Source organism: Dolichospermum heterosporum TAC447, assembly GCF_024584745.1.
GTDB classification, from domain to species: domain Bacteria; phylum Cyanobacteriota; class Cyanobacteriia; order Cyanobacteriales; family Nostocaceae; genus Dolichospermum; species Dolichospermum heterosporum.
Map to the genome: position 1 here is coordinate 815,083 of NZ_CP099464.1, position 17,974 is coordinate 833,056.

A 17,974-nucleotide genomic window follows, 5' to 3' on the forward strand; every position below is an offset into this window, starting at 1 on the left:
CCGAGAGATTTTGCGATTGCTTCCCTTCGGTCGCAATGACAAATTCAAAAACTTTCCTATGTCATTGCGAATGTAACAAAGTGGAGTGAAGCAATCTCATCTGCTTCCCTGCGATCGCAATGACAAATTCAAAAACTTTCCTCTGTCATTGCGAATGTAACGAAGTGGAGTGAAGCAATCTCATCTGCTTCCCTGCGATCGCAATGACAAATTCAAAAACTTTCCTATGTCATTGCGAATGTAACGAAGTGGAGTGAAGCAATCTCGTCTTCACCGAGAGATTTTGCGATTGCTTCCCTTCGGTCGCAATGACAAATTCAAAAACTTTCCTATGTCATTGCGAATGTAACAAAGTGGAGTGAAGCAATCTCATCTGCTTCCCTGCGATCGCAATGACAAATTCAAAAACTCTCCTATGTCATTGCGAATGTAACAAAGTGGAGTGAAGCAATCTCATCTGCTTCCCTGCGATCGCAATGACAAATTCAAAAACTTTCCTATGTCATTGCGAATGTAACGAAGTGGAGTGAAGCAATCTCATCTTCACCGAGAGATTTTGCGATTGCTTCTCTTCGGTCGCAATGACAAATTCAAAAACTTTCCTCTGTCATTGTGAATGTAACGAAGTGGAGTGAAGCAATCTCATCTTCACCGAGAGATTTTGCGATTGCTTCTCTTCGGTCGCAATGACAAATTCAAAAACTTTCCTCTGTCATTGCGAATGTAACGAAGTGGAGTGAAGCAATCTCGTCTTCACCGAGAGATTTTGCGATTGCTTCCCTGCGATCGCAATGACAAATTCAAAAACTCTCCTATGTCATTGCGAATGTAACGAAGTGGAGTGAAGCAATCTCGTCTTCACCGAGAGATTTTGCGATTGCTTCCCTTCGGTCGCAATGACAAATTCAAAAACTCTCCTATGTCATTGCGAATGTAACAAAGTGGAGTGAAGCAATCTCGTCTTCACTAAGAGATTTTGCGATTGCTTCCCTTCGGTCGCAATGACAAATTCAAAAACTCTCCTATGTCATTGCGAATGTAACAAAGTGGAGTGAAGCAATCTCATCTGCTTCTCTTCGGTCGCAATGACAAATTCAAAAACTTTCCTCTGTCATTGCGAATGTAACAAAGTGGAGTGAAGCAATCTCGTCTTCACTGACATTAAATATTCAAATCCCGTAAAGCTAACCGAATTTGTTCTAAGCGTCTGCGGTTGACACCAAAATCAGAATCTCCTACACGAGATGCAGAACGGATATGAATAACTGACTTATCGCCAGGAAAGTAAAACTCCACATCATCAACAAACTTGAAAATGCGACTTTTAGAAATTGCATGAATATAATTATCTGTTTGTGATATGATCGTGGTGCGGGGAACAACAGTGAGGACTTTTAGTAAAGTTTCTCTGGCTTTATCTCGTTCTATATGATAGGTAATCGGCTCAATAGCGTGTTTAGCATCAGCATTTTGACTGACAACACAATTAGGAGAAACTGGACAAGGACTAAGACTAGCTGACTCAATTCCTAAGCTTGAAGCTGAAGCAGTTGCAGGAATTATAAAACTCAGGATCAACGTTAGGAATATCGAGAAAATAATCTTTCGTAGTTGAGAGATTGTTGTTAAATTAGACATAATCAGTTAACTGTTATATTCTGTGATTCTTTGTATATTATCAGCTTTCTACACATTATCATCAAATTAGGTTTTTCAAGTTTTCCATCTTAAAATCACACTCCCCTTCTGATAGAGAAGGGACAGTGTGGGTATTACTTCATATCGTAACCAAATAAATTAGGATCAACTTCTCCTAATTGTAAATCTGCTAAACCATATTCTTGCCAGCGTCTTTCTACCATTTCCGCAACATTGGGATCTGATTTTAATGGTTCACCCCATTCATGTTCTGTTTCTGGAGGAATTTTTGTGGTGGCATCTATACCCATTCTCCCACCTAAACCTAATTTTTCACTAGCAAAATCTAAAGTATCAAAGGGAGTATTTGGTAATATAAATACGTCTCTGGTAGGATCAACTTTGGAACTGATCGCCCAAACAACTTGACGGGGATCACGAACATTGATATCTTTATCAACGACAATCACAAATTTCGTGTAAGTGAATTGTGGTAACGCACTCCAAAAGGCTAAAGCTGCTCGCCGTGCTTGTCCAGGATAAGCTTTATCTATGGAAATAATTGCGGCTTTGTAACTTAACGCTTCCATTGGCAGGAAGAAATCAACTATTTCTGATACTTGTTGCCGTAAAATAGGGGTGTAAATCCGGTTAAGAGCGATCGCCATCATGGCTTCTTCTTTTGGTGGCAACCCGCTAAATGTGGTAAGATAAATGGGGTTTTTGCGGTGTGTCATACACTGAAACCGCACCAAAGGCGAATCCTCCACACCGCCATAATATCCCATGTGGTCGCCAAAGGGTCCATCCGGTAAAACTTCCCCCGGTGTAATTGTCCCTTCTAAAACAAATTCGGAATCTGCGGGAACTTCCAAATCTACAGTTTTACACCTGGCTAAGTTGACTCCCGAACCGCCATACAATCCAGCAAATAACCATTCTGATAAATCTACAGGAATGGGTGTGGCTGCTGCCATAATGATTAAAGGATCTACACCCAGAGCGATCGCTACCTCTAACTTTTTACCACGTTCTGCGGCTTTGCGTAAATGTCTCGCACCACCCCGCACCGATAGCCAATGTACAGTCATAGTATTATTAGACTGTAACTGTAAACGATATACGCCTACATTGGGGATTCCTGTCTCACAATCCTTAGTAATTACCAATCCTAGCGTAATAATCTTGCCAGCATCTCCCGGATAAGGACGTATTAAAGGCAACTTATTTAAATCTAAATCATTTCCAGCAACTACCACCTGTTGACAAGGCGGAAAAAAGTCCCTTCCCGGTTTAGCTTTCACCACGTCAAACAGCACTTTACCAAAATCTATAGCTTGGGAAATCTTTTTCGGTGGTTTGGGTTGCTGAAGCATACTTAGCTTCTTTCCCAGGGTTTCCAACTCCTCTGGTTTTTCCATGTTCATCGCCCAGCATATCCTTTCCACAGTCCCCATTAAGTTAACTGCGACGGGAAAAGATGCACCTTTGACATTCTCGAATAGTAAGCCTGGACCACCTTTTCGCAGCATTCGGTTGGAAATCTCCGCAATTTCCATATCTGGGTCAACCAAAGCTGAAATTCGCTTTAATTGTCCTCTTTGTTCTAGAATTTTAATGAATCCCCGTAAATCTCGCGCCATTGTTTTTTTTAATTATTAAGAAGTGTAAAGCTATTCTTATTTTAGTCTTGATTTGGATAAGTTGACTTTTTAGTACAAATATACTATATTGAGGGAAAGAGGGATTTTTCTCACGCAGAGACGCGGAGGCGCAGAGAGGGAAATCCGGTTTTTAATTGATAAAAGTTAGGGGGTTTTATGTCGAAGTTAAATCACCAAATTTCTCTGTTAGAACTCATCCAAATTTTATCTGAATATCGTCAACATATCATTTTGAATTTATATAAGTTAAAGGAAGATTACCAGCGAACTCGTATTAAACGGGTGAAGGGTGTTAGAGATATTAATGGTGATTTAATAACTCCTAGTTTACAAACTGAAGATGTTTATGCTGGTGATTTTGTGCAAATGGGTGTATTCGCTATAAATCGCAATACTGCTACTATTAATATGTTGGTGAAGCGGAAAGTTAAACTGGTAAAGGCTGAAGATTATACCCCTATTATTGAGATTGCAGGGTTACTGGCTCATGATTTGCATAATTTCAATAATTATACCATTGTCAAAGATGGTAAAGTTCATATTTCGGCTTTAAATATTAAAATCAGCAACAAGAAAGTATTTGATTTATTGCAATCTAAAGGTGTAATTACTGCTGATGAGTTTGAATTTGATCGTGAATATCAAATCCAATTAGATAATTTACCATTAGTTCCTGTTAATATCAATTTTGGCAATATTGATGGGTTATTTACGCAATTAGCAGAAATTAAGGTGATTACGAGCATTCTATCTGCTTGCTTACGTCATCAATCAGAATTATTTGTGAGTAACCAAGTAGAGGAATTAAAACAACATTATTTATCCAAAAATCTCTATCTGAATTTTCCTACCACTCAGGAATATTCAGATCCAATTGATTCTCATATTAGTCATAAAATTGAGTTTGGTAATCAGGATATTCTCAACTTGAGTAAATTATATGCTGCTAACCAGTTTTTAGGGCGGAGATATGAAGTTTACGACCAAAAAACTGGAGAGATTTTCCTGAAACCAACTTTGGAAATGGTTCTAAATCAAAATATCGCTTTTCGACAAAAAGCTATTTCTGCCAGAATGAAACTAACTAAAGTTGATGATTTGATGAAACCCATTTTTGATGACTTTCTGGGAATCAATATCAATGGAAAAGTAGGAAAAATTCTTGGTAAAGTTGGTGAGCATAATTTGGCGTTATTATTATATACCCAACACGCTCATAAATCTATCAATAGAGAAGAGTTAATTGCAGCTATGACGACAGCTTATAAAAAGTTAGTAGCTTATGTTGAGCAGATTTACCAAGAAAAGATTTCTCCTATGGTGTTTTATATTGGTTCAACAGGACTCTTACCAAATAAAATCCCTGCTACAGCATTAACTGCTAATGAATTAGCGGCTAAATACCCACAGTTGCAATTTTCTAAAAATGAACAGTCAGGAACATTTTTTGAAGTTGGAAATACCATTATTAGCATTTATCCGCAAACAGAATATTACAGTAAAAATTCATTAGCTGTGAGTTAGTTCTGTAGTCGTAGGGGTTGATAGCGTTTCCACGTCTAACAGGGTACAAATTTATCTGCGTTTATCTGCGTTCATTCTCTTCCATCTGCGGTTAATTCTTTCTTCTTGTACCTCACAGGAACGGTAATTTCTATAGCAATGCTACACCATAAATCTGTACTTTTCCCATTGCTAAAAGTGCTGTTCCATAAGCTGCTTCCCTATGAATTGATGAAACAACTGGTACTTTTAAATAACGTTGACGAATAGCTGTCCAAGTGGAATTAGTCGCACCACCACCAGCAGTATAAATATGGGTTAAAGAATCTGCACCTAGATTTTGCAATAGTTCATATCCTCTAGTTTCTATTCTCGCCATACTTTCTAATAAACCATGTAGAAATTCTTTATTTTGATCGGGACGCGGTTCTAGTCTGGGTAATAATTGGGGATCATTAATGGGAAAGCGATCGCCTGGTTTCAATAATGGGTAATAATCTAACTCACTGGGTTGAGTTGGATTAATTTCTGCGCTTAACCTCACTAACTCAACATTGCTGAAAAAATGCTTTAAAACAGCACCTCCTGTATTAGAAGCACCTCCTGTTAGCCATAAATCACCTAAACGATGGCTATAAATTCCATATCGCGCATCTTCAATTCTTTGACGACTTAAAAGTTTTAGGACTAAAGTTGACCCCAGGGAAGTTACCGCTTCCCCCGGAAATTTAGCTCCACTGGCTAGAAAAGCCGCAATACTATCTGTTGTGCCAGCAACCACCAAACAATCGCCTTTAAAGCCAAAATCAGCCGCAATCCTGGGAAGTAATTCACCAATAGCAGTTCCCGGTGTTAACACTTGTGGTAACTGGAGAGGAATTTCTAATTGTTCCAACCATTCTGGATATTGCAATTTTTCTACATCATAACCCAGCTTCAAAGCGTTGTGGTAATCGCTAATACCTAACTTTCCATGCAAAAGAAACCCCAGCCAATCGGCTTGATGTAATAAATATCTGGCTTTTGTAAAATCAGGTAATGCTTGCATCCAGAGGAGTTTCGCTAGACTAGATGTAGCACTTAACACAGTGTGATTAGCCGGAGCAAACCAACTCAACCGTTCTAAAGCTGTCGCACCCCGACCATCATTGTACAACAGCGGCGCGTCTATAGGCTCTCCAGCCCCATCAGTCAGCAAAATAGTAGAAGAAGTCCCATTAATAGCGATCGCCCCGATCTCCCCCCTTAAAGCCTCCGGAATTTGCCCTAATAGACTCCATAAAGCCTCTCGCCAACATTTTACCCAGTTAATAGTCTCAACCAGCCAATAATGACGCATTTCCGACAAAACGCGACCTTCTTCATCAATTACCACACCCCGTGCGCCAGAAGTGCCAAAATCAATACCCAGGGATAAAGTCATAAATTCAGGGGAGTTGGGGGAGTTGGGGGAGTTGGGGGAGTTGGGGGAGTTGGGGGAGTTGGGGGAGTTGGGGGAGTTGGGGGAGTTGGGGAAGTAGGGGGAGTTGGGGGAGTTGGGGAATATTTCTTCCCAATGACAACGAACAACTGACAAATCCCCAGTTTTTGTTGCATCTTGTAACAAGATGTTTCCTAATGTTGGTAAAACAGGGAAAAGTAGTAAACGAAGTCTTGAAAATCTAGTTCAACTTAGGAGGATTTCCATCATGCCTATCTCAGATACTCAAGTTTACATTGCCTTGGTTGTAGCACTCATTCCAGGAATTCTAGCTTGGCGTTTGGCTACAGAACTATACAAATAACACCAATGTAACTCTGTTACAGGTGATCAAGCCTAGTATCCGTGAGTGTGATTTCTAAATTCCTGTAGTTTTCAGCTATGGGGATTTGGAAAATTGCACCTTACCTTACTAGGTAATATTTTATTCATTTTCATACTTGTATAAATTTCCCAAAAATGAAGTAATATAGCAGCTAAATTAAGCCGCAATTAGCACCTGTTTGCTTTTGATGGTTATTACCGTAAATTATGCAAGCCTCTTGTTAGCACCATGAATGCGTTTCAACCATCTAAACCTCCTTTACAGCCCGTAGAAAACAAACGAACTGTACCAAGACCTAAACGGCACTTACGCCAACGTGCTTATCAAGTAATGGCACTGGAAACTACAGCTAAAGTAGCAGTCAATATACTTATTAGTGCAGCAGCGGCATCTGCTTTGGTACAATTATTGCCTTACTATTGGTCACAACAGGATAAGTTACGAACAGTTCGTACCGAAGTAAAAGTTATGGAAGGGCGTGTGCAAAATTTGCATGCAGAATTTAGCCGCAACTTTGATCCTGGTGAAGCTAAAAGTATTATGCAACAAAAATCATTTCGCTTTGACCCTAATCAGCGTCCAGTTATATTGATGAATCAAGATCAGACTGTAATAGAACAATCTAATTCAGCACCTTGATACTCCCCCTGATAATTGTCAATTAAGTCATCTACTGCTAAAATTAGTCTTCAAAAAACAGCAACTCATTTAACCAGGTTTCGACTTGTAAACACAAGCGATAACCAGAAACATCTTGATGATTTAAAGATGGTAAGTCTGCCAATGCGCGACGATAATCGGCAACCGCACAATTCCAATCACCCCAGAGATGATAAGTCCGTCCCCGTTCCGCCCAAATATTGCCTTTAAGTTGACCAAATAGCATCGCAATTTCCAAGTTTTCAATAGCTTCAGCATAGTTTCCCAAATCGCGTAAAGTAATACTACGATTAATCCAAGCCCGAACATGATGGGGATTGAGATCCAATGCTTGTTCATAATCAACTAATGCGTCCGTTAATTGACCACAAGCAGCGTAATAATTAGCCCGATTATTGTAAGCACTAGCTAATTTAGAATTTAGATCCAAGGCTTTGTTATAATCGGAGATGGCTTTTTGACTGTCACCACTTTGAAAATAAATTAGTCCCCGATTATTGTAATCAACAGCATTTTCGGGATGATGGTCAATCAGGTGACTTAACAGAGCGATCGCTTTGGTATAATCCCCTTGTTGTGCTAACTTCAAAGCACAAGAGCGTAAATAACGTTCTTCTAACATTGATTCATTACCATCCTGTAATCGCTCAGATTGATGACAAGAATTGTTTTGATCAGAAAGACATACTTGATTGTTCTGAATACCAGAATTTAAAAAAGAGTGCTTATTCATACGTTGCCTATTTGATTTACTTGATTTGTCAAATAAAATTACAGTCTTTGTGTCTTAATGCCTCTAGGATTGTTGAAGAACGTGGATTTTACATCCAGCAACAGATGAGCCATAAGTCTAATAATGTATACTTCATACCCAAGTTCAATTCCCGAATCAGTAAGATTCTAAAGAATTGAAGTGTAAATTTTGATGATGGACTGACAACGGACAACTGACAACTGACAACGGACAACTGACAAACCCCTATTTCCCAATTTTAGAAGAGACATTTCTTATGACAACAACAATTTCTTATGCTGATGCAACCGACCTTAATACTGAGGACTATATTGTTCTTGGTTTAGCTACGTGCTTTTATAAAGAAGACGGGGAAGTGCATCAAATTGAAGTGATAGAACCCATTCCTTCCGCAGCTTTAGAAGCTATATGTAAACAAATTCCTACCTCTTACAGATTGATTTATGCAACAACTTTGGGATCTGTATTAGAGGGTGATAAACTACTTTTGCCAGCAGGGTTTCCAGAGTCAGCGCAATTTGGAGATGAGTTTCCATTACGGTTATTTTCTGCGGCTCGTACCTATAAGCGCCGTGAAGTAGCCCAAACATTGATTCCCTTGGGAATTACTAAAACCGATTTGAATTATTCGACAGAGCGCAAACGAGTCCTAAATGCGGCTAGAGTTGTCACCAAAGACGACAACGTAAAACAACACTCTCACACTCACAAAGTTCTTTAATATCAATATCCTTATGACTATGTTGAAACTTTACGGCGGCGCTCGCAGTCGGGCTGGGATTATCCAGTGGTACTTAGAGGAACTGGAAGTTCCTTATGAATTCGTACTGTTAGATATGAAAGCAGGGGAACATCTCCAGCCTGAGTTCCTCAAAATTAACCCTATGGGTAAAGTTCCGGCGATTGTTGATGGTGATTTTCAGCTTTGGGAATCAGGCGCAATTTTGCTTTATTTAGCGGAAAAATACGCTAAAACCGCTTATTCATTAGAAGAAAAAGCCATATTTACCCAGTGGGTATTATTTGCCAACTCTAGTCTAGGAACAGGTATTTTTATAGAAGCCAATCGTGAACGAGAAATGCCACGATTATTGACTCCTTTAAATGAAATTTTGACAAAACAACCTTTCTTGCTGGGTAATGATTTTACCGTTGCTGATGTGGCTGTGGGATCAATCCTCTCCTATATCCCTATTATGCTGAAATTAGATTTGAGTGATTACCCAGTAATTGTGAACTATATTCAGTCAATGTCCGAACGTCCCGCTTTTCAAAAAAGCATCGGGGGAAGTAAGTAATTTGGAGTAATTGGTAATTGGTAATGAGAATAATTCTTTCTCCCTGCCCCCTGCTACCGATAATTGGTAAATTGCAAGGCAACTGGGAAATCTTCTTGTTTAAGACGTTGAATCACCAGTTGTAAATCATCTTTTGATTTAGCTGTTACTCGGACAGCATCACCTTGAATCGAAGATTGCACCTTTTTAATTTCGTCTCGAATCAATTTAGAAATTTGTTTGGCAATTTCTTGACTGATGCCTTTTTTGAGAGTGATTTCTTGACGGACACGGTTGCCGCTGGCAGATTCGATTTTGCCAAATTCAAAAATTTTCTGGGAAAGGTTACGCTTGGCGGCTTTTTCTCGCAGGATAGTATGGACAGATTCTAAGGTAAAGTCGCTGTCAGTGCCAATGGTGATTTTTTCCTCACCTAATTCAATTGTGGTTTGAGTATCTTTAAGATCGTAACGGCTTTTAACGTCTCTTGTGACTTGATCAATGGTATTAACTAATTCTTGTCTATCAAAGTCGCTGACGATATCAAAGGAAAAAGAAGTAGCCATAAATAAAATTGGTAATTGGTAATTGGTAATTGGTAACAGGGAAGAGGCAAAGTTGAAAATCCCCCTTCCCTTTTGCGTAATTATTTGATTTGCATGAGACTGAGGTAAAACAAAGTTCCTGAACTAAAAGAAGCAATACCAAACATGAGCGATCGCAACAGGGGTATATTCGTAATATAGAAAATAGAGTATAGCAATCGAGCAATATTAAAAGCGATCGCTGCGGTTACTGCTTCAATTGAACTTACCCCAGTCACATACGCCATTGACGCTGCTGCGGCAAAAACCATAAACCCTTCAAAGGAGTTTTTATGGGCCCATGTTGCCCGTTGGGCATAGGGTGGCAACTTATCAAACATGGCGCGGGGAGCAGAAAGATCATATCCTATCTGCACTCTAGCAAAAGCTACTAATAAATAGGGTACATAAATGAGAATAGCCGCGACGACAATAGAGTATAAAAAAATAGCAGGTACTGGTAACAAAGATAGGGACATTCAACTAATTTAATAAGGTACTTGGCGTGGTCTTGATTATTTTTATCAATGGATAAGGGGTAATTTAGTTAACTCATTACCCTTTAACCAGTAATTTCCCATCTCTACCATTGGCTTTGCAAAAACAGCAGTTCACTCTAGTCAAAGTAGAAGAGTGTTACCACTTTTCGCTGGTCTTCTGCATCACTACAGGTTTGTAGCAGAGTGCGACTATCATGAAATGCAAAGCAGATTAGTTGTTGACAACGAGAAATGATTTCTTTATTACATAAGTAACTCGCTTCAGCTAGAGACAAGCTATCATTACTGGGGTTTTCCACCAGGTGCATCACCTGTTCTAATTGCTGGCGCGATTCCTGGGGTTGACGTTCCAAGCTCTGGGGTAAAATTACCGTGAGTAAGTTGGGATCAGCCTTAGTTGCGCCCCGGATGGCCGCAGAGTTTGTGCCTGTAGCACCAGAAGTAATGACCCGGTTGCCTGATAAAATCAGAGCATAAGTCATCATTTCAATCAAATTCTGGTGGGTAATTGGCACATGACGAGAACCTAGCAAGGCAATCCGCTTGGAACCTGTTTGCTGGATAGTTGCTAGTTCTTGGGCTAATGTATCGAGGTTGATAGTATCTATTGACTGGCTCAAAGATGAAGATCATGAGATTAAACAACCTAGACATTCTACCAAACAGTGTGTAGATGGCAAACTAACCAGAGTTACATTTTGCTACAGTTGACAGTTGACAGTTGACAGTTGACAGTTGACAGTTGACAGGTGACAGGTGACAGGTGACAGGTGACAGGCTCACGAGAAGAAAATAGACTCATTTGCCCCCTCTAGTAGTTCGTCAAATTTATTTTGACGGGTAATGGAAAAAACTTCCCTTCTTCCCTACCTCCCCTACCCCCTACCTCCCCTACCTCCCCTACCTCCCCTACCTCCCTACCTCCCCTACCTCCCCTACCTCCCCTACCTCCCCTACCTCCCCTACTTGCCTTCACCCGTCATTTTCTGGTTGACAGACTACTAGAACTACTTTTGGAAACACCCATACCTCTTAATCCTCTCCACCCGATGACGATGTAACCAATTGACAACAATAAACTATTAATACCAGTTCGCAATTCCTTCCAGGCATCTTCTTGGGTTTTTTGCAACTGTTGTTGTGCTTGAGTCTGAATTTGGCTAATTCTCTGCTTTGCTAGTTGTTCAGGGTCTGTTTGCTGGGCGATGAAATTATCAAGAGAGTTAAGATTTGTTTTATACTGCTTCAGTAAATCCTTCTGTGCCTCTGGTAATTGGTTGTCACTAAGTGCCTGATTATACTTTTGTTCATCCTTGACCAGTTCATTTAGCTGGGTTCTGAGTTGCTCTTTTAATGCAGCGCGTTGTTTCTCTACAGATGCTTTTACCTGATCATTTCCAAGTTGATTTTGGAGTTGTGCTAATTGACTTTTAACTTGGTTTTCTGACTGTTCCGCTTCTTTCTCAATCCGTGCTAACCCCTCTTCCTTTACTTGATTGACGTTACTGAGATGTAGGGGAAAAATCAGCAAAAATATTAGTCCTAACAAACTAGATAGGATAAAAATTGGCAATTTTAGACCAGAGGACGAGGAACGACTACTTTCACTAGATCTATCAACCCAGTATGCAGTTAGAATCCCTCCTAGACCAAGCAATGGTACAATACCCTGATCTACAAGACTTCTGCACAGGTTAATTTGCCAGAGTTTATCTGTAAGTTGTAAAGGGAATAATAAAAATAGAAGGTCTAGAGAAAAAAACAATATGCAGATGATACCTATTAACTGGAGCAAGAAGGATGTCCTAGAGGATATACTAGTAGTCATATTTGTTTACAGTGTAAATACATTAGATTAATTAGCATATTTAATGTTACTTTTATCGTACTGTGTCGCTATTTTTTCATGAACAGGGCTAGAGATTAAATCTTTCTCGCCATTCTTGTACCTGCTGTCGTAACCCTGCACCCAACCAGTCGTCAAACTGGGGATACAGTGGTAAACGTGGTACTAACTCCCAGCCTCTAGACTCTAAAATATTTCTAAGTTCCTGTTCCTGTAAATGGGGATAATCAGGATTAACTTCATCCTTGGGACTTATTCCTCCTAAATCCCTCGCTCCAGCGGCTATACAAGCAAGTAACCAATTTTCATCTTCAACTAAATTGGGGGGAATCTGAATTGTCACGTCTGCTGGTAAAATTTCCCGCGCTTTAGCGATAACTGTCGGTAATTGATGGGGGTCAAATGGTGGTGCGTCAAAGGTTTGCACAGTTCCAGGGCTGTGGGGTTGAAGAATTACCTCTTGAATATGATGGTAATGTGCATGAGATTCGGAAATAGCGGTTAAAGTCTCCCACCAATCTGCTTCTGTTTCTCCTATTCCCAAAAGTAATCCTGTGGTGAAGGGGATTTTTAGCTCCCCTGCCCATTGTAATTGTTGCGATCGCACTTGGGGCAATTTACTCGGTGCATGACGATGGACTGTATTTAATAGTTGTGGTGTTAACTGCTCCAACATTAACCCCATTGACACATTCACAGTTTTTAGTTTTTGCATTTCTGCCCAACTTAGTGGACCAACGTTGGTATGGGGTAAAAATCCCATTTCCAATGCTAATGCACACAAATCATAAATTCGTTCAAACCAAGCTTCCCGTCTGGCTGAATGGGGATGGACCTCCCCACTCAAAATCAGGATTTCACAGACATTTTGATTTTTAAGTTGTAAAAAAATCTCTTTGGCAGCCCCAAGAGTCAACCAAGGACTTTTACCCGGTTCTGTGCGGAAATTGCAGTATGTACAGCGATTAAAGCATTCATAAGTAGGAACGATAGTATAGGCGGGACTATAGGTGACAATATTTTGACGAAATACAGGCATATACGGTAGGGGCGCAGGGTCTGCGCCCAAAAATGTAGGGGTTTATCAATCAATTAGAAGTTAAGTTACAAGAAAATTAGAAATTTTTACGAAAATAATTAATAGCTGAAATCCTCACTCCATCTAGGATACAAGCTTATTAATGATCCAGGTTTCTAGATTTATCAAAAAATATTACGAAAACCCCTTTACAAATCGAAATATAGGGCTTAATATAAAGACATAAGGTAGAAACACCTACCAAAACATACATAACTCAAACGCAATTATAAACACATGACAACCACCTTACAACAGCGCGAAAGTGCTAACGTATGGAGCCGCTTCTGTGAGTGGATCACAAGCACCGACAACCGTTTATACATCGGCTGGTTCGGCGTAATCATGATCCCCACCCTCCTATCTGCGATCGCTTGCTTCGTAATTGCATTCATCGCCGCTCCTCCAGTTGACATTGACGGTATCCGCGAACCAGTTGCAGGTTCTTTACTCTACGGAAACAACATCATTTCCGGCGCAGTAGTTCCTTCCTCCAACGCTATCGGTTTACACTTCTACCCAATTTGGGAAGCTGCTTCCTTAGACGAGTGGTTGTATAACGGCGGTCCTTACCAGTTGGTAGTATTCCACTTTTTGATCGGCGTATTCTGCTACCTCGGTCGTGAATGGGAACTTTCTTACCGCTTAGGTATGCGTCCTTGGATTTGCCTAGCCTTCTCTGCACCTGTAGCAGCAGCAACCGCAGTATTCTTGATCTACCCAATCGGTCAAGGTTCATTCTCTGACGGTATGCCTTTAGGTATCTCTGGAACATTCAACTTCATGATCGTGTTCCAAGCTGAACACAACATCTTGATGCACCCCTTCCATATGCTAGGTGTAGCTGGTGTCTTCGGCGGTTCTTTGTTCTCCGCAATGCACGGTTCTTTGGTTACTTCTTCCTTAGTTAAAGAAACAACCGAAAACGAATCACAAAACTACGGTTACAAATTCGGTCAAGAAGAAGAGACCTATAACATCGTAGCTGCTCACGGTTACTTTGGTCGCTTGATTTTCCAATACGCTTCCTTCAACAACAGCCGTCAACTACACTTCTTACTAGCTGCATGGCCTGTAATTGGTATTTGGTTCACAGCTTTGGGTATCAGCACCATGGCGTTCAACTTGAACGGTTTCAACTTCAACCAATCCATCATGGATTCTCAAGGTCGCGTAGTCGCTACTTGGGCTGACGTAATCAACCGCGCTAACTTAGGTATGGAAGTAATGCACGAGCGCAACGCTCACAACTTCCCCCTAGACTTGGCTGCTGCTGATGTTGCTCCTGTTGCTTTAAGCGCTCCTGCAATCAACGGTTAATAATTAGAGCTTTGTTAATAGCTTAATTAAACAATCGCCCTCCAGAAATGGGGGGCGTTTTGCTTTGCATAAAAATCTGGTGTTGCTCATAGGTAAGATGGTAATTGTCCGTAATTAAAACCTTATGCCTAGTACCGCTAATTTTCTCCAATATACCCAATGGTCAGGTATTGCGACAATAGTATTTGCAGTCCTGACAATCTTGGCTTTCATACTCAAATGGGGCTTTCGCTTTCGATTGGTGGGTGCAACTGGCTTTATGCTGGTACTGACAGGGGGGTTATTTTCACTTTCCCTTGTTCCCCTGAGTCGCACAATTATTCCTGGTGCTGTCAAGTACACCCTAGTTTATGACAATGGTTCTAACCAAACAGTAATTGCAATCAGACCACAAATCACGCCCACAGAATTAGAAGCCACTTTACGTCAAGCAGCTAGTAACCTTTATTCCTATGGTCGCTTAGGTACTGGTGGTAGTAAAGAAATGATAGTCCGCGCTCGCACTATTATCCACCCAGAAATAGGGTTATCTGTACCGCTGTACTTGGGTCAAGTAAATCGCACTTTGGTCAGTCGTGAAGACCCAGAAATGGCGGTAGAAGTTTATTTAGACAAGTTTGCTTCCTTACCACAACCTACAGCTTCATAGGTGACGATAGTTAAGAGGGAATAGGAAAATCTGACAGGGCGCAGGCCCTGCGCCCCTACATCCTGATTTTCTATTTGCACATTTTTTGGTCATCCATCATACAATAAATATTATTTTAAAATTTGATTAACAATACCTTGTCCATTTTCTGTAAGTTGGGTTTCATGCTAATTGCTCCGCGTTCACGCAGTGTCCCGCAGGGATACGTTCACGTTCCACAACCCAACCTACAAATCAAGGCTTTTTCTAATTTGGACAAGGTATTGATTAAGAAATATCAATAGTTTTGGCAAAATAACGATCATGCCTAATCAACATTCTACTGAAACTTTGTCCACTCAAACCACTAGTTCATTTTTCAGCCTTTCTGTTTCCCCTGGGAAAGTAATTCGCGGTGCGGGGGTTTTATCAACCGTTGCGGGTGAAGTCGCTAATTTGGGGAGTCGTCCGTTAATTATTGCCGGCAAGCAAACTCTTAATCTGAGTCAAGAGAGTTTACAACCTCTTTTCCAATCTCCAGAATTACATCCTTTGTCAGTTTCCTATGGTGCTGATTGTTGTGAAGCTAGTTTGAAGGCTTTACGCAAAGCCGCCAAGGAACATAAGGCTGATATGATTATCGGGATTGGTGGTGGTAAAGCCCTAGATACGGCTAAATTAGTCGCCCACCAATTGACATTACCAGTTGTGACAATTCCCACTTCTGGGTCTACCTGTGCGGCTTGGACTGCCCTTTCTAATGTCTATTCAGAAACGGGGGCGTTTTTATATGATGTGGCTTTATCTCGCTGTCCTGATTTGCTGATTTTGGATTATAATTTGGTTCAGACTGCACCTCAAAGAACATTAATAGCAGGAATTGGGGATGCGATCGCTAAATGGTATGAAGCCTCAGTGAGTAGTGGACATTTACAACAAACTTTAATTATTGCCGCAGTCCAACAAGCGCGAGTTTTACGAGATATTTTATTACAAAAGTCCGCCGCAGCCCTACAGTCCCCCGGTAGCAAAATTTGGCAAGAAGTTGTAGACGCAACTGTACTTCTCGCTGGAGTAATTGGGGGACTCGGTGGGGCGCAATGTCGCACAGTCGCTGCCCATGCAGTTCATAATGGCTTAACTCATATTTCTGGACATGGGAGCATTCACGGGGAAAAGGTCGCTTATGGTATCCTGGTACAATTGCGGTTAGAAGAAATGATCCAAGGAAATCAATTAGCAGCGTCAGCAAGACAACAATTGTTGAAGTTCTATGCAGAGATTGGACTACCCCAAAAATTAGCAGATTTGGGACTAAGTAATATCACTCTGGGTGAGTTACAAACAGCAGCAGAAATTAGTTTAGAACCTAATTCGGATATCCACCGTTTACCATTTAATGTAGCGTTGGAACAATTGATGGCTGCAATGGTCTCTACCACTGCACCAATAGATGTTAATCGTGTTTCCACCAGGGGAATAAGTGACGAGGTGAAGGAATGAGTTTGAGTTGGATGTCTCCCGCAGAACGGATACAAAAATTGCCGCCTTATGTATTTGCTCGTTTGGATGAATTAAAGGCTAAGGCTAGAGAACAAGGGCTAGATTTAATTGATTTGGGTATGGGGAATCCTGATGGACCTACTCCCCAACCTGTGATAGAAGCGGCTATGGCAGCTTTGCAAAATCCCGCTAATCACGGTTATCCCCCATTTGAAGGGACTGCAAGTTTCCGTAAGGCGATTACTCAATGGTATAATCGCCGTTATGGTGTGACGCTTGATCCTGATAGTGAGGCTTTACCTTTACTTGGTTCTAAGGAAGGTTTGGGACATTTAGCGATCGCCTACATTAATCCTGGTGATACTGTATTAGTACCTTCACCATCTTACCCTGTGCATTTTCGTGGACCGATTATTGCTGGGGGAGTTATCCATAATTTAATTCTCAAGGAAGAAAATAACTGGTTAATTGATTTAGCGGCTATTCCTGAGGAAGTGGCTAGAAAGGCTAAAATTCTCTATTTCAATTATCCTAGTAATCCTACCGCAGCCACCGCCCCCCGCGAGTTCTTTGAGGAAATTGTGGCTTTTGCACGGAAGTATGAAATCCTTTTAGTCCATGATTTATGTTATGCAGAATTAGCTTTTGATGGTTATCAACCCACTAGCTTGTTAGAAATTCCTGGTGCCAAGGATATAGGTGTAGAGTTTCACACTTTATCTAAAACCTATAATATGGCAGGTTGGCGCGTTGGTTTTGTCGTGGGAAATCGTCACGTAATCCAAGGTTTGCGGACACTCAAAACCAATTTAGATTATGGCATTTTTTCGGCTTTGCAAACAGCAGCGGAAACTGCCCTTAGTCTCCCGGATTCTTATTTACATGAAGTTCAACAACGTTACCGCACTCGGCGAGACTTTTTAATTGATGGTTTGGGTAAATTGGGGTGGAATATTCCCAAAACGGAAGCAACTATGTATTTGTGGATAAAATGTCCGGTGGGAATGAATTCTACAGATTTTGCTTTGAATGTTTTACAGCAAACTGGGGTGGTTTTGACTCCTGGTAATGCCTTTGGTGTGGGTGGTGAAGGCTATGTGAGAATTAGTTTAATTGCAGATTGCGATCGCTTGGGTGAAGCTTTACAAAGATTCAAGGAAGCGGGTATTTGCTATCAGTCGCAAGTTTCTGTTTCTGCGTGATAATTAAGGTGA

General features: G+C 40.8%; 18 protein-coding genes. 9 read left to right on the top strand and 9 right to left on the bottom strand.

Annotation, left to right across the window (positions count from 1 at the left end; genetic code table 11):
• Positions 1-1,161: 1,161 nt before the first annotated feature.
• On the bottom strand, positions 1,162-1,638 hold the full coding sequence (locus NG743_RS03605; protein ID WP_027404820.1) for a DUF1499 domain-containing protein: 477 nt from the start codon (positions 1,636-1,638) through the stop codon (positions 1,162-1,164).
• A gap of 134 nt (positions 1,639-1,772) precedes the next feature.
• Positions 1,773-3,281 carry a UbiD family decarboxylase gene (locus tag NG743_RS03610; RefSeq protein WP_027404819.1) on the bottom strand — a complete coding sequence of 503 codons (1,509 nt, stop codon included), beginning with the start codon at positions 3,279-3,281 and terminating at the stop codon, positions 1,773-1,775.
• 177 nt (positions 3,282-3,458) lie between these two features.
• Here NG743_RS03610 and NG743_RS03615 point away from each other — a divergent pair, with 177 nt between their 5' ends.
• Positions 3,459-4,826 (top strand): hypothetical protein, encoded by a 1,368-nt coding sequence (locus NG743_RS03615; protein WP_257121532.1) that lies wholly within the window; start codon positions 3,459-3,461, stop codon positions 4,824-4,826.
• 130 nt (positions 4,827-4,956) lie between these two features.
• On the opposite strand, the gene NG743_RS03620 is transcribed toward NG743_RS03615, so the two are convergent.
• Positions 4,957-6,228 carry an FGGY-family carbohydrate kinase gene (locus NG743_RS03620; protein ID WP_257121533.1) on the bottom strand — a complete coding sequence of 424 codons (1,272 nt, stop codon included), beginning with the start codon at positions 6,226-6,228 and terminating at the stop codon, positions 4,957-4,959.
• 265 nt (positions 6,229-6,493) lie between these two features.
• Here NG743_RS03620 and psaM point away from each other — a divergent pair, with 265 nt between their 5' ends.
• Entirely contained in the window at positions 6,494-6,589 is a 96-nt protein-coding gene (gene psaM / locus NG743_RS03625) for a photosystem I reaction center subunit XII (RefSeq protein ID WP_027404816.1), read from the top strand.
• Between the two features lie 249 nt (positions 6,590-6,838).
• Positions 6,839-7,249 (top strand): slr1601 family putative cell division protein, encoded by a 411-nt coding sequence (locus NG743_RS03630; protein WP_027404815.1) that lies wholly within the window; start codon positions 6,839-6,841, stop codon positions 7,247-7,249.
• Positions 7,250-7,292: 43 nt separating this feature from the next.
• On the opposite strand, the gene NG743_RS03635 is transcribed toward NG743_RS03630, so the two are convergent.
• On the bottom strand, positions 7,293-8,003 hold the full coding sequence (locus NG743_RS03635) for a tetratricopeptide repeat protein (protein ID WP_027404814.1): 711 nt from the start codon (positions 8,001-8,003) through the stop codon (positions 7,293-7,295).
• Positions 8,004-8,280: 277 nt separating this feature from the next.
• Between NG743_RS03635 and NG743_RS03640 the strand changes: the two genes are divergently transcribed.
• Positions 8,281-8,745 carry a hypothetical protein gene (locus tag NG743_RS03640; protein WP_027404813.1) on the top strand — a complete coding sequence of 155 codons (465 nt, stop codon included), beginning with the start codon at positions 8,281-8,283 and terminating at the stop codon, positions 8,743-8,745.
• A 19-nt stretch (positions 8,746-8,764) separates the two neighbouring features.
• A complete protein-coding gene (locus NG743_RS03645; protein WP_027404812.1) occupies positions 8,765-9,322 on the top strand; it encodes a glutathione S-transferase family protein in 558 nt (185 codons plus the stop codon).
• Between the two features lie 53 nt (positions 9,323-9,375).
• Here NG743_RS03645 and NG743_RS03650 read toward each other — a convergent pair whose 3' ends face one another.
• From NG743_RS03650 to cofG, 5 genes are all read right to left on the bottom strand, one after another.
• The gene (locus NG743_RS03650; protein ID WP_027404811.1) at positions 9,376-9,867 is read right to left on the bottom strand and encodes a YajQ family cyclic di-GMP-binding protein; all 492 of its coding nucleotides are present in this window, start codon (positions 9,865-9,867) and stop codon (positions 9,376-9,378) included.
• A gap of 80 nt (positions 9,868-9,947) precedes the next feature.
• Positions 9,948-10,364 (bottom strand): MAPEG family protein, encoded by a 417-nt coding sequence (locus NG743_RS03655; protein ID WP_027404810.1) that lies wholly within the window; start codon positions 10,362-10,364, stop codon positions 9,948-9,950.
• Between the two features lie 137 nt (positions 10,365-10,501).
• Positions 10,502-11,005, bottom strand: a complete 504-nt coding sequence (locus NG743_RS03660) for a hypothetical protein (RefSeq protein ID WP_027404809.1) — start codon at positions 11,003-11,005, stop codon at positions 10,502-10,504.
• 359 nt (positions 11,006-11,364) lie between these two features.
• Positions 11,365-12,213 carry a hormogonium polysaccharide biosynthesis protein HpsJ gene (hpsJ-B, locus tag NG743_RS03665; RefSeq protein ID WP_027404808.1) on the bottom strand — a complete coding sequence of 283 codons (849 nt, stop codon included), beginning with the start codon at positions 12,211-12,213 and terminating at the stop codon, positions 11,365-11,367.
• Between the two features lie 88 nt (positions 12,214-12,301).
• Positions 12,302-13,270 carry a 7,8-didemethyl-8-hydroxy-5-deazariboflavin synthase subunit CofG gene (gene cofG / locus NG743_RS03670; RefSeq protein WP_257121534.1) on the bottom strand — a complete coding sequence of 323 codons (969 nt, stop codon included), beginning with the start codon at positions 13,268-13,270 and terminating at the stop codon, positions 12,302-12,304.
• Between the two features lie 276 nt (positions 13,271-13,546).
• Between cofG and psbA the strand changes: the two genes are divergently transcribed.
• The 4 genes from psbA (at position 13,547) to NG743_RS03690 (ending at position 17,962) form a co-directional block, all read left to right on the top strand.
• Entirely contained in the window at positions 13,547-14,629 is a 1,083-nt protein-coding gene (gene psbA / locus NG743_RS03675; RefSeq protein ID WP_027404089.1) for a photosystem II q(b) protein, read from the top strand.
• A gap of 124 nt (positions 14,630-14,753) precedes the next feature.
• Entirely contained in the window at positions 14,754-15,278 is a 525-nt protein-coding gene (locus NG743_RS03680) for a Ycf51 family protein (RefSeq protein ID WP_257121535.1), read from the top strand.
• A 303-nt stretch (positions 15,279-15,581) separates the two neighbouring features.
• Positions 15,582-16,760: an iron-containing alcohol dehydrogenase family protein gene (locus NG743_RS03685; RefSeq protein ID WP_193964076.1), complete on the top strand. Its 1,179-nt coding sequence runs from the start codon at positions 15,582-15,584 to the stop codon at positions 16,758-16,760.
• Positions 16,757-17,962: an aspartate aminotransferase gene (locus tag NG743_RS03690; RefSeq protein WP_193964074.1), complete on the top strand. Its 1,206-nt coding sequence runs from the start codon at positions 16,757-16,759 to the stop codon at positions 17,960-17,962. Before NG743_RS03685 ends, NG743_RS03690 begins: the two co-directional genes overlap by 4 nt.
• Positions 17,963-17,974: the final 12 nt, after the last annotated feature.

Coding starts and splice junctions, on each gene's coding strand:
- NG743_RS03605 (WP_027404820.1), bottom strand. CDS start 1,638: ATGTCTAATTTAACAACAATCTCTCAACTACGAAAGATTATTTTCTCG.
- NG743_RS03610 (WP_027404819.1), bottom strand. CDS start 3,281: ATGGCGCGAGATTTACGGGGATTCATTAAAATTCTAGAACAAAGAGGA.
- NG743_RS03615 (WP_257121532.1), top strand. CDS start 3,459: ATGTCGAAGTTAAATCACCAAATTTCTCTGTTAGAACTCATCCAAATT.
- NG743_RS03620 (WP_257121533.1), bottom strand. CDS start 6,228: ATGACTTTATCCCTGGGTATTGATTTTGGCACTTCTGGCGCACGGGGT.
- psaM (WP_027404816.1), top strand. CDS start 6,494: ATGCCTATCTCAGATACTCAAGTTTACATTGCCTTGGTTGTAGCACTC.
- NG743_RS03630 (WP_027404815.1), top strand. CDS start 6,839: ATGAATGCGTTTCAACCATCTAAACCTCCTTTACAGCCCGTAGAAAAC.
- NG743_RS03635 (WP_027404814.1), bottom strand. CDS start 8,003: ATGAATAAGCACTCTTTTTTAAATTCTGGTATTCAGAACAATCAAGTA.
- NG743_RS03640 (WP_027404813.1), top strand. CDS start 8,281: ATGACAACAACAATTTCTTATGCTGATGCAACCGACCTTAATACTGAG.
- NG743_RS03645 (WP_027404812.1), top strand. CDS start 8,765: ATGTTGAAACTTTACGGCGGCGCTCGCAGTCGGGCTGGGATTATCCAG.
- NG743_RS03650 (WP_027404811.1), bottom strand. CDS start 9,867: ATGGCTACTTCTTTTTCCTTTGATATCGTCAGCGACTTTGATAGACAA.
- NG743_RS03655 (WP_027404810.1), bottom strand. CDS start 10,364: ATGTCCCTATCTTTGTTACCAGTACCTGCTATTTTTTTATACTCTATT.
- hpsJ-B (WP_027404808.1), bottom strand. CDS start 12,213: ATGACTACTAGTATATCCTCTAGGACATCCTTCTTGCTCCAGTTAATA.
- cofG (WP_257121534.1), bottom strand. CDS start 13,270: ATGCCTGTATTTCGTCAAAATATTGTCACCTATAGTCCCGCCTATACT.
- psbA (WP_027404089.1), top strand. CDS start 13,547: ATGACAACCACCTTACAACAGCGCGAAAGTGCTAACGTATGGAGCCGC.
- NG743_RS03680 (WP_257121535.1), top strand. CDS start 14,754: ATGCCTAGTACCGCTAATTTTCTCCAATATACCCAATGGTCAGGTATT.
- NG743_RS03685 (WP_193964076.1), top strand. CDS start 15,582: ATGCCTAATCAACATTCTACTGAAACTTTGTCCACTCAAACCACTAGT.
- NG743_RS03690 (WP_193964074.1), top strand. CDS start 16,757: ATGAGTTTGAGTTGGATGTCTCCCGCAGAACGGATACAAAAATTGCCG.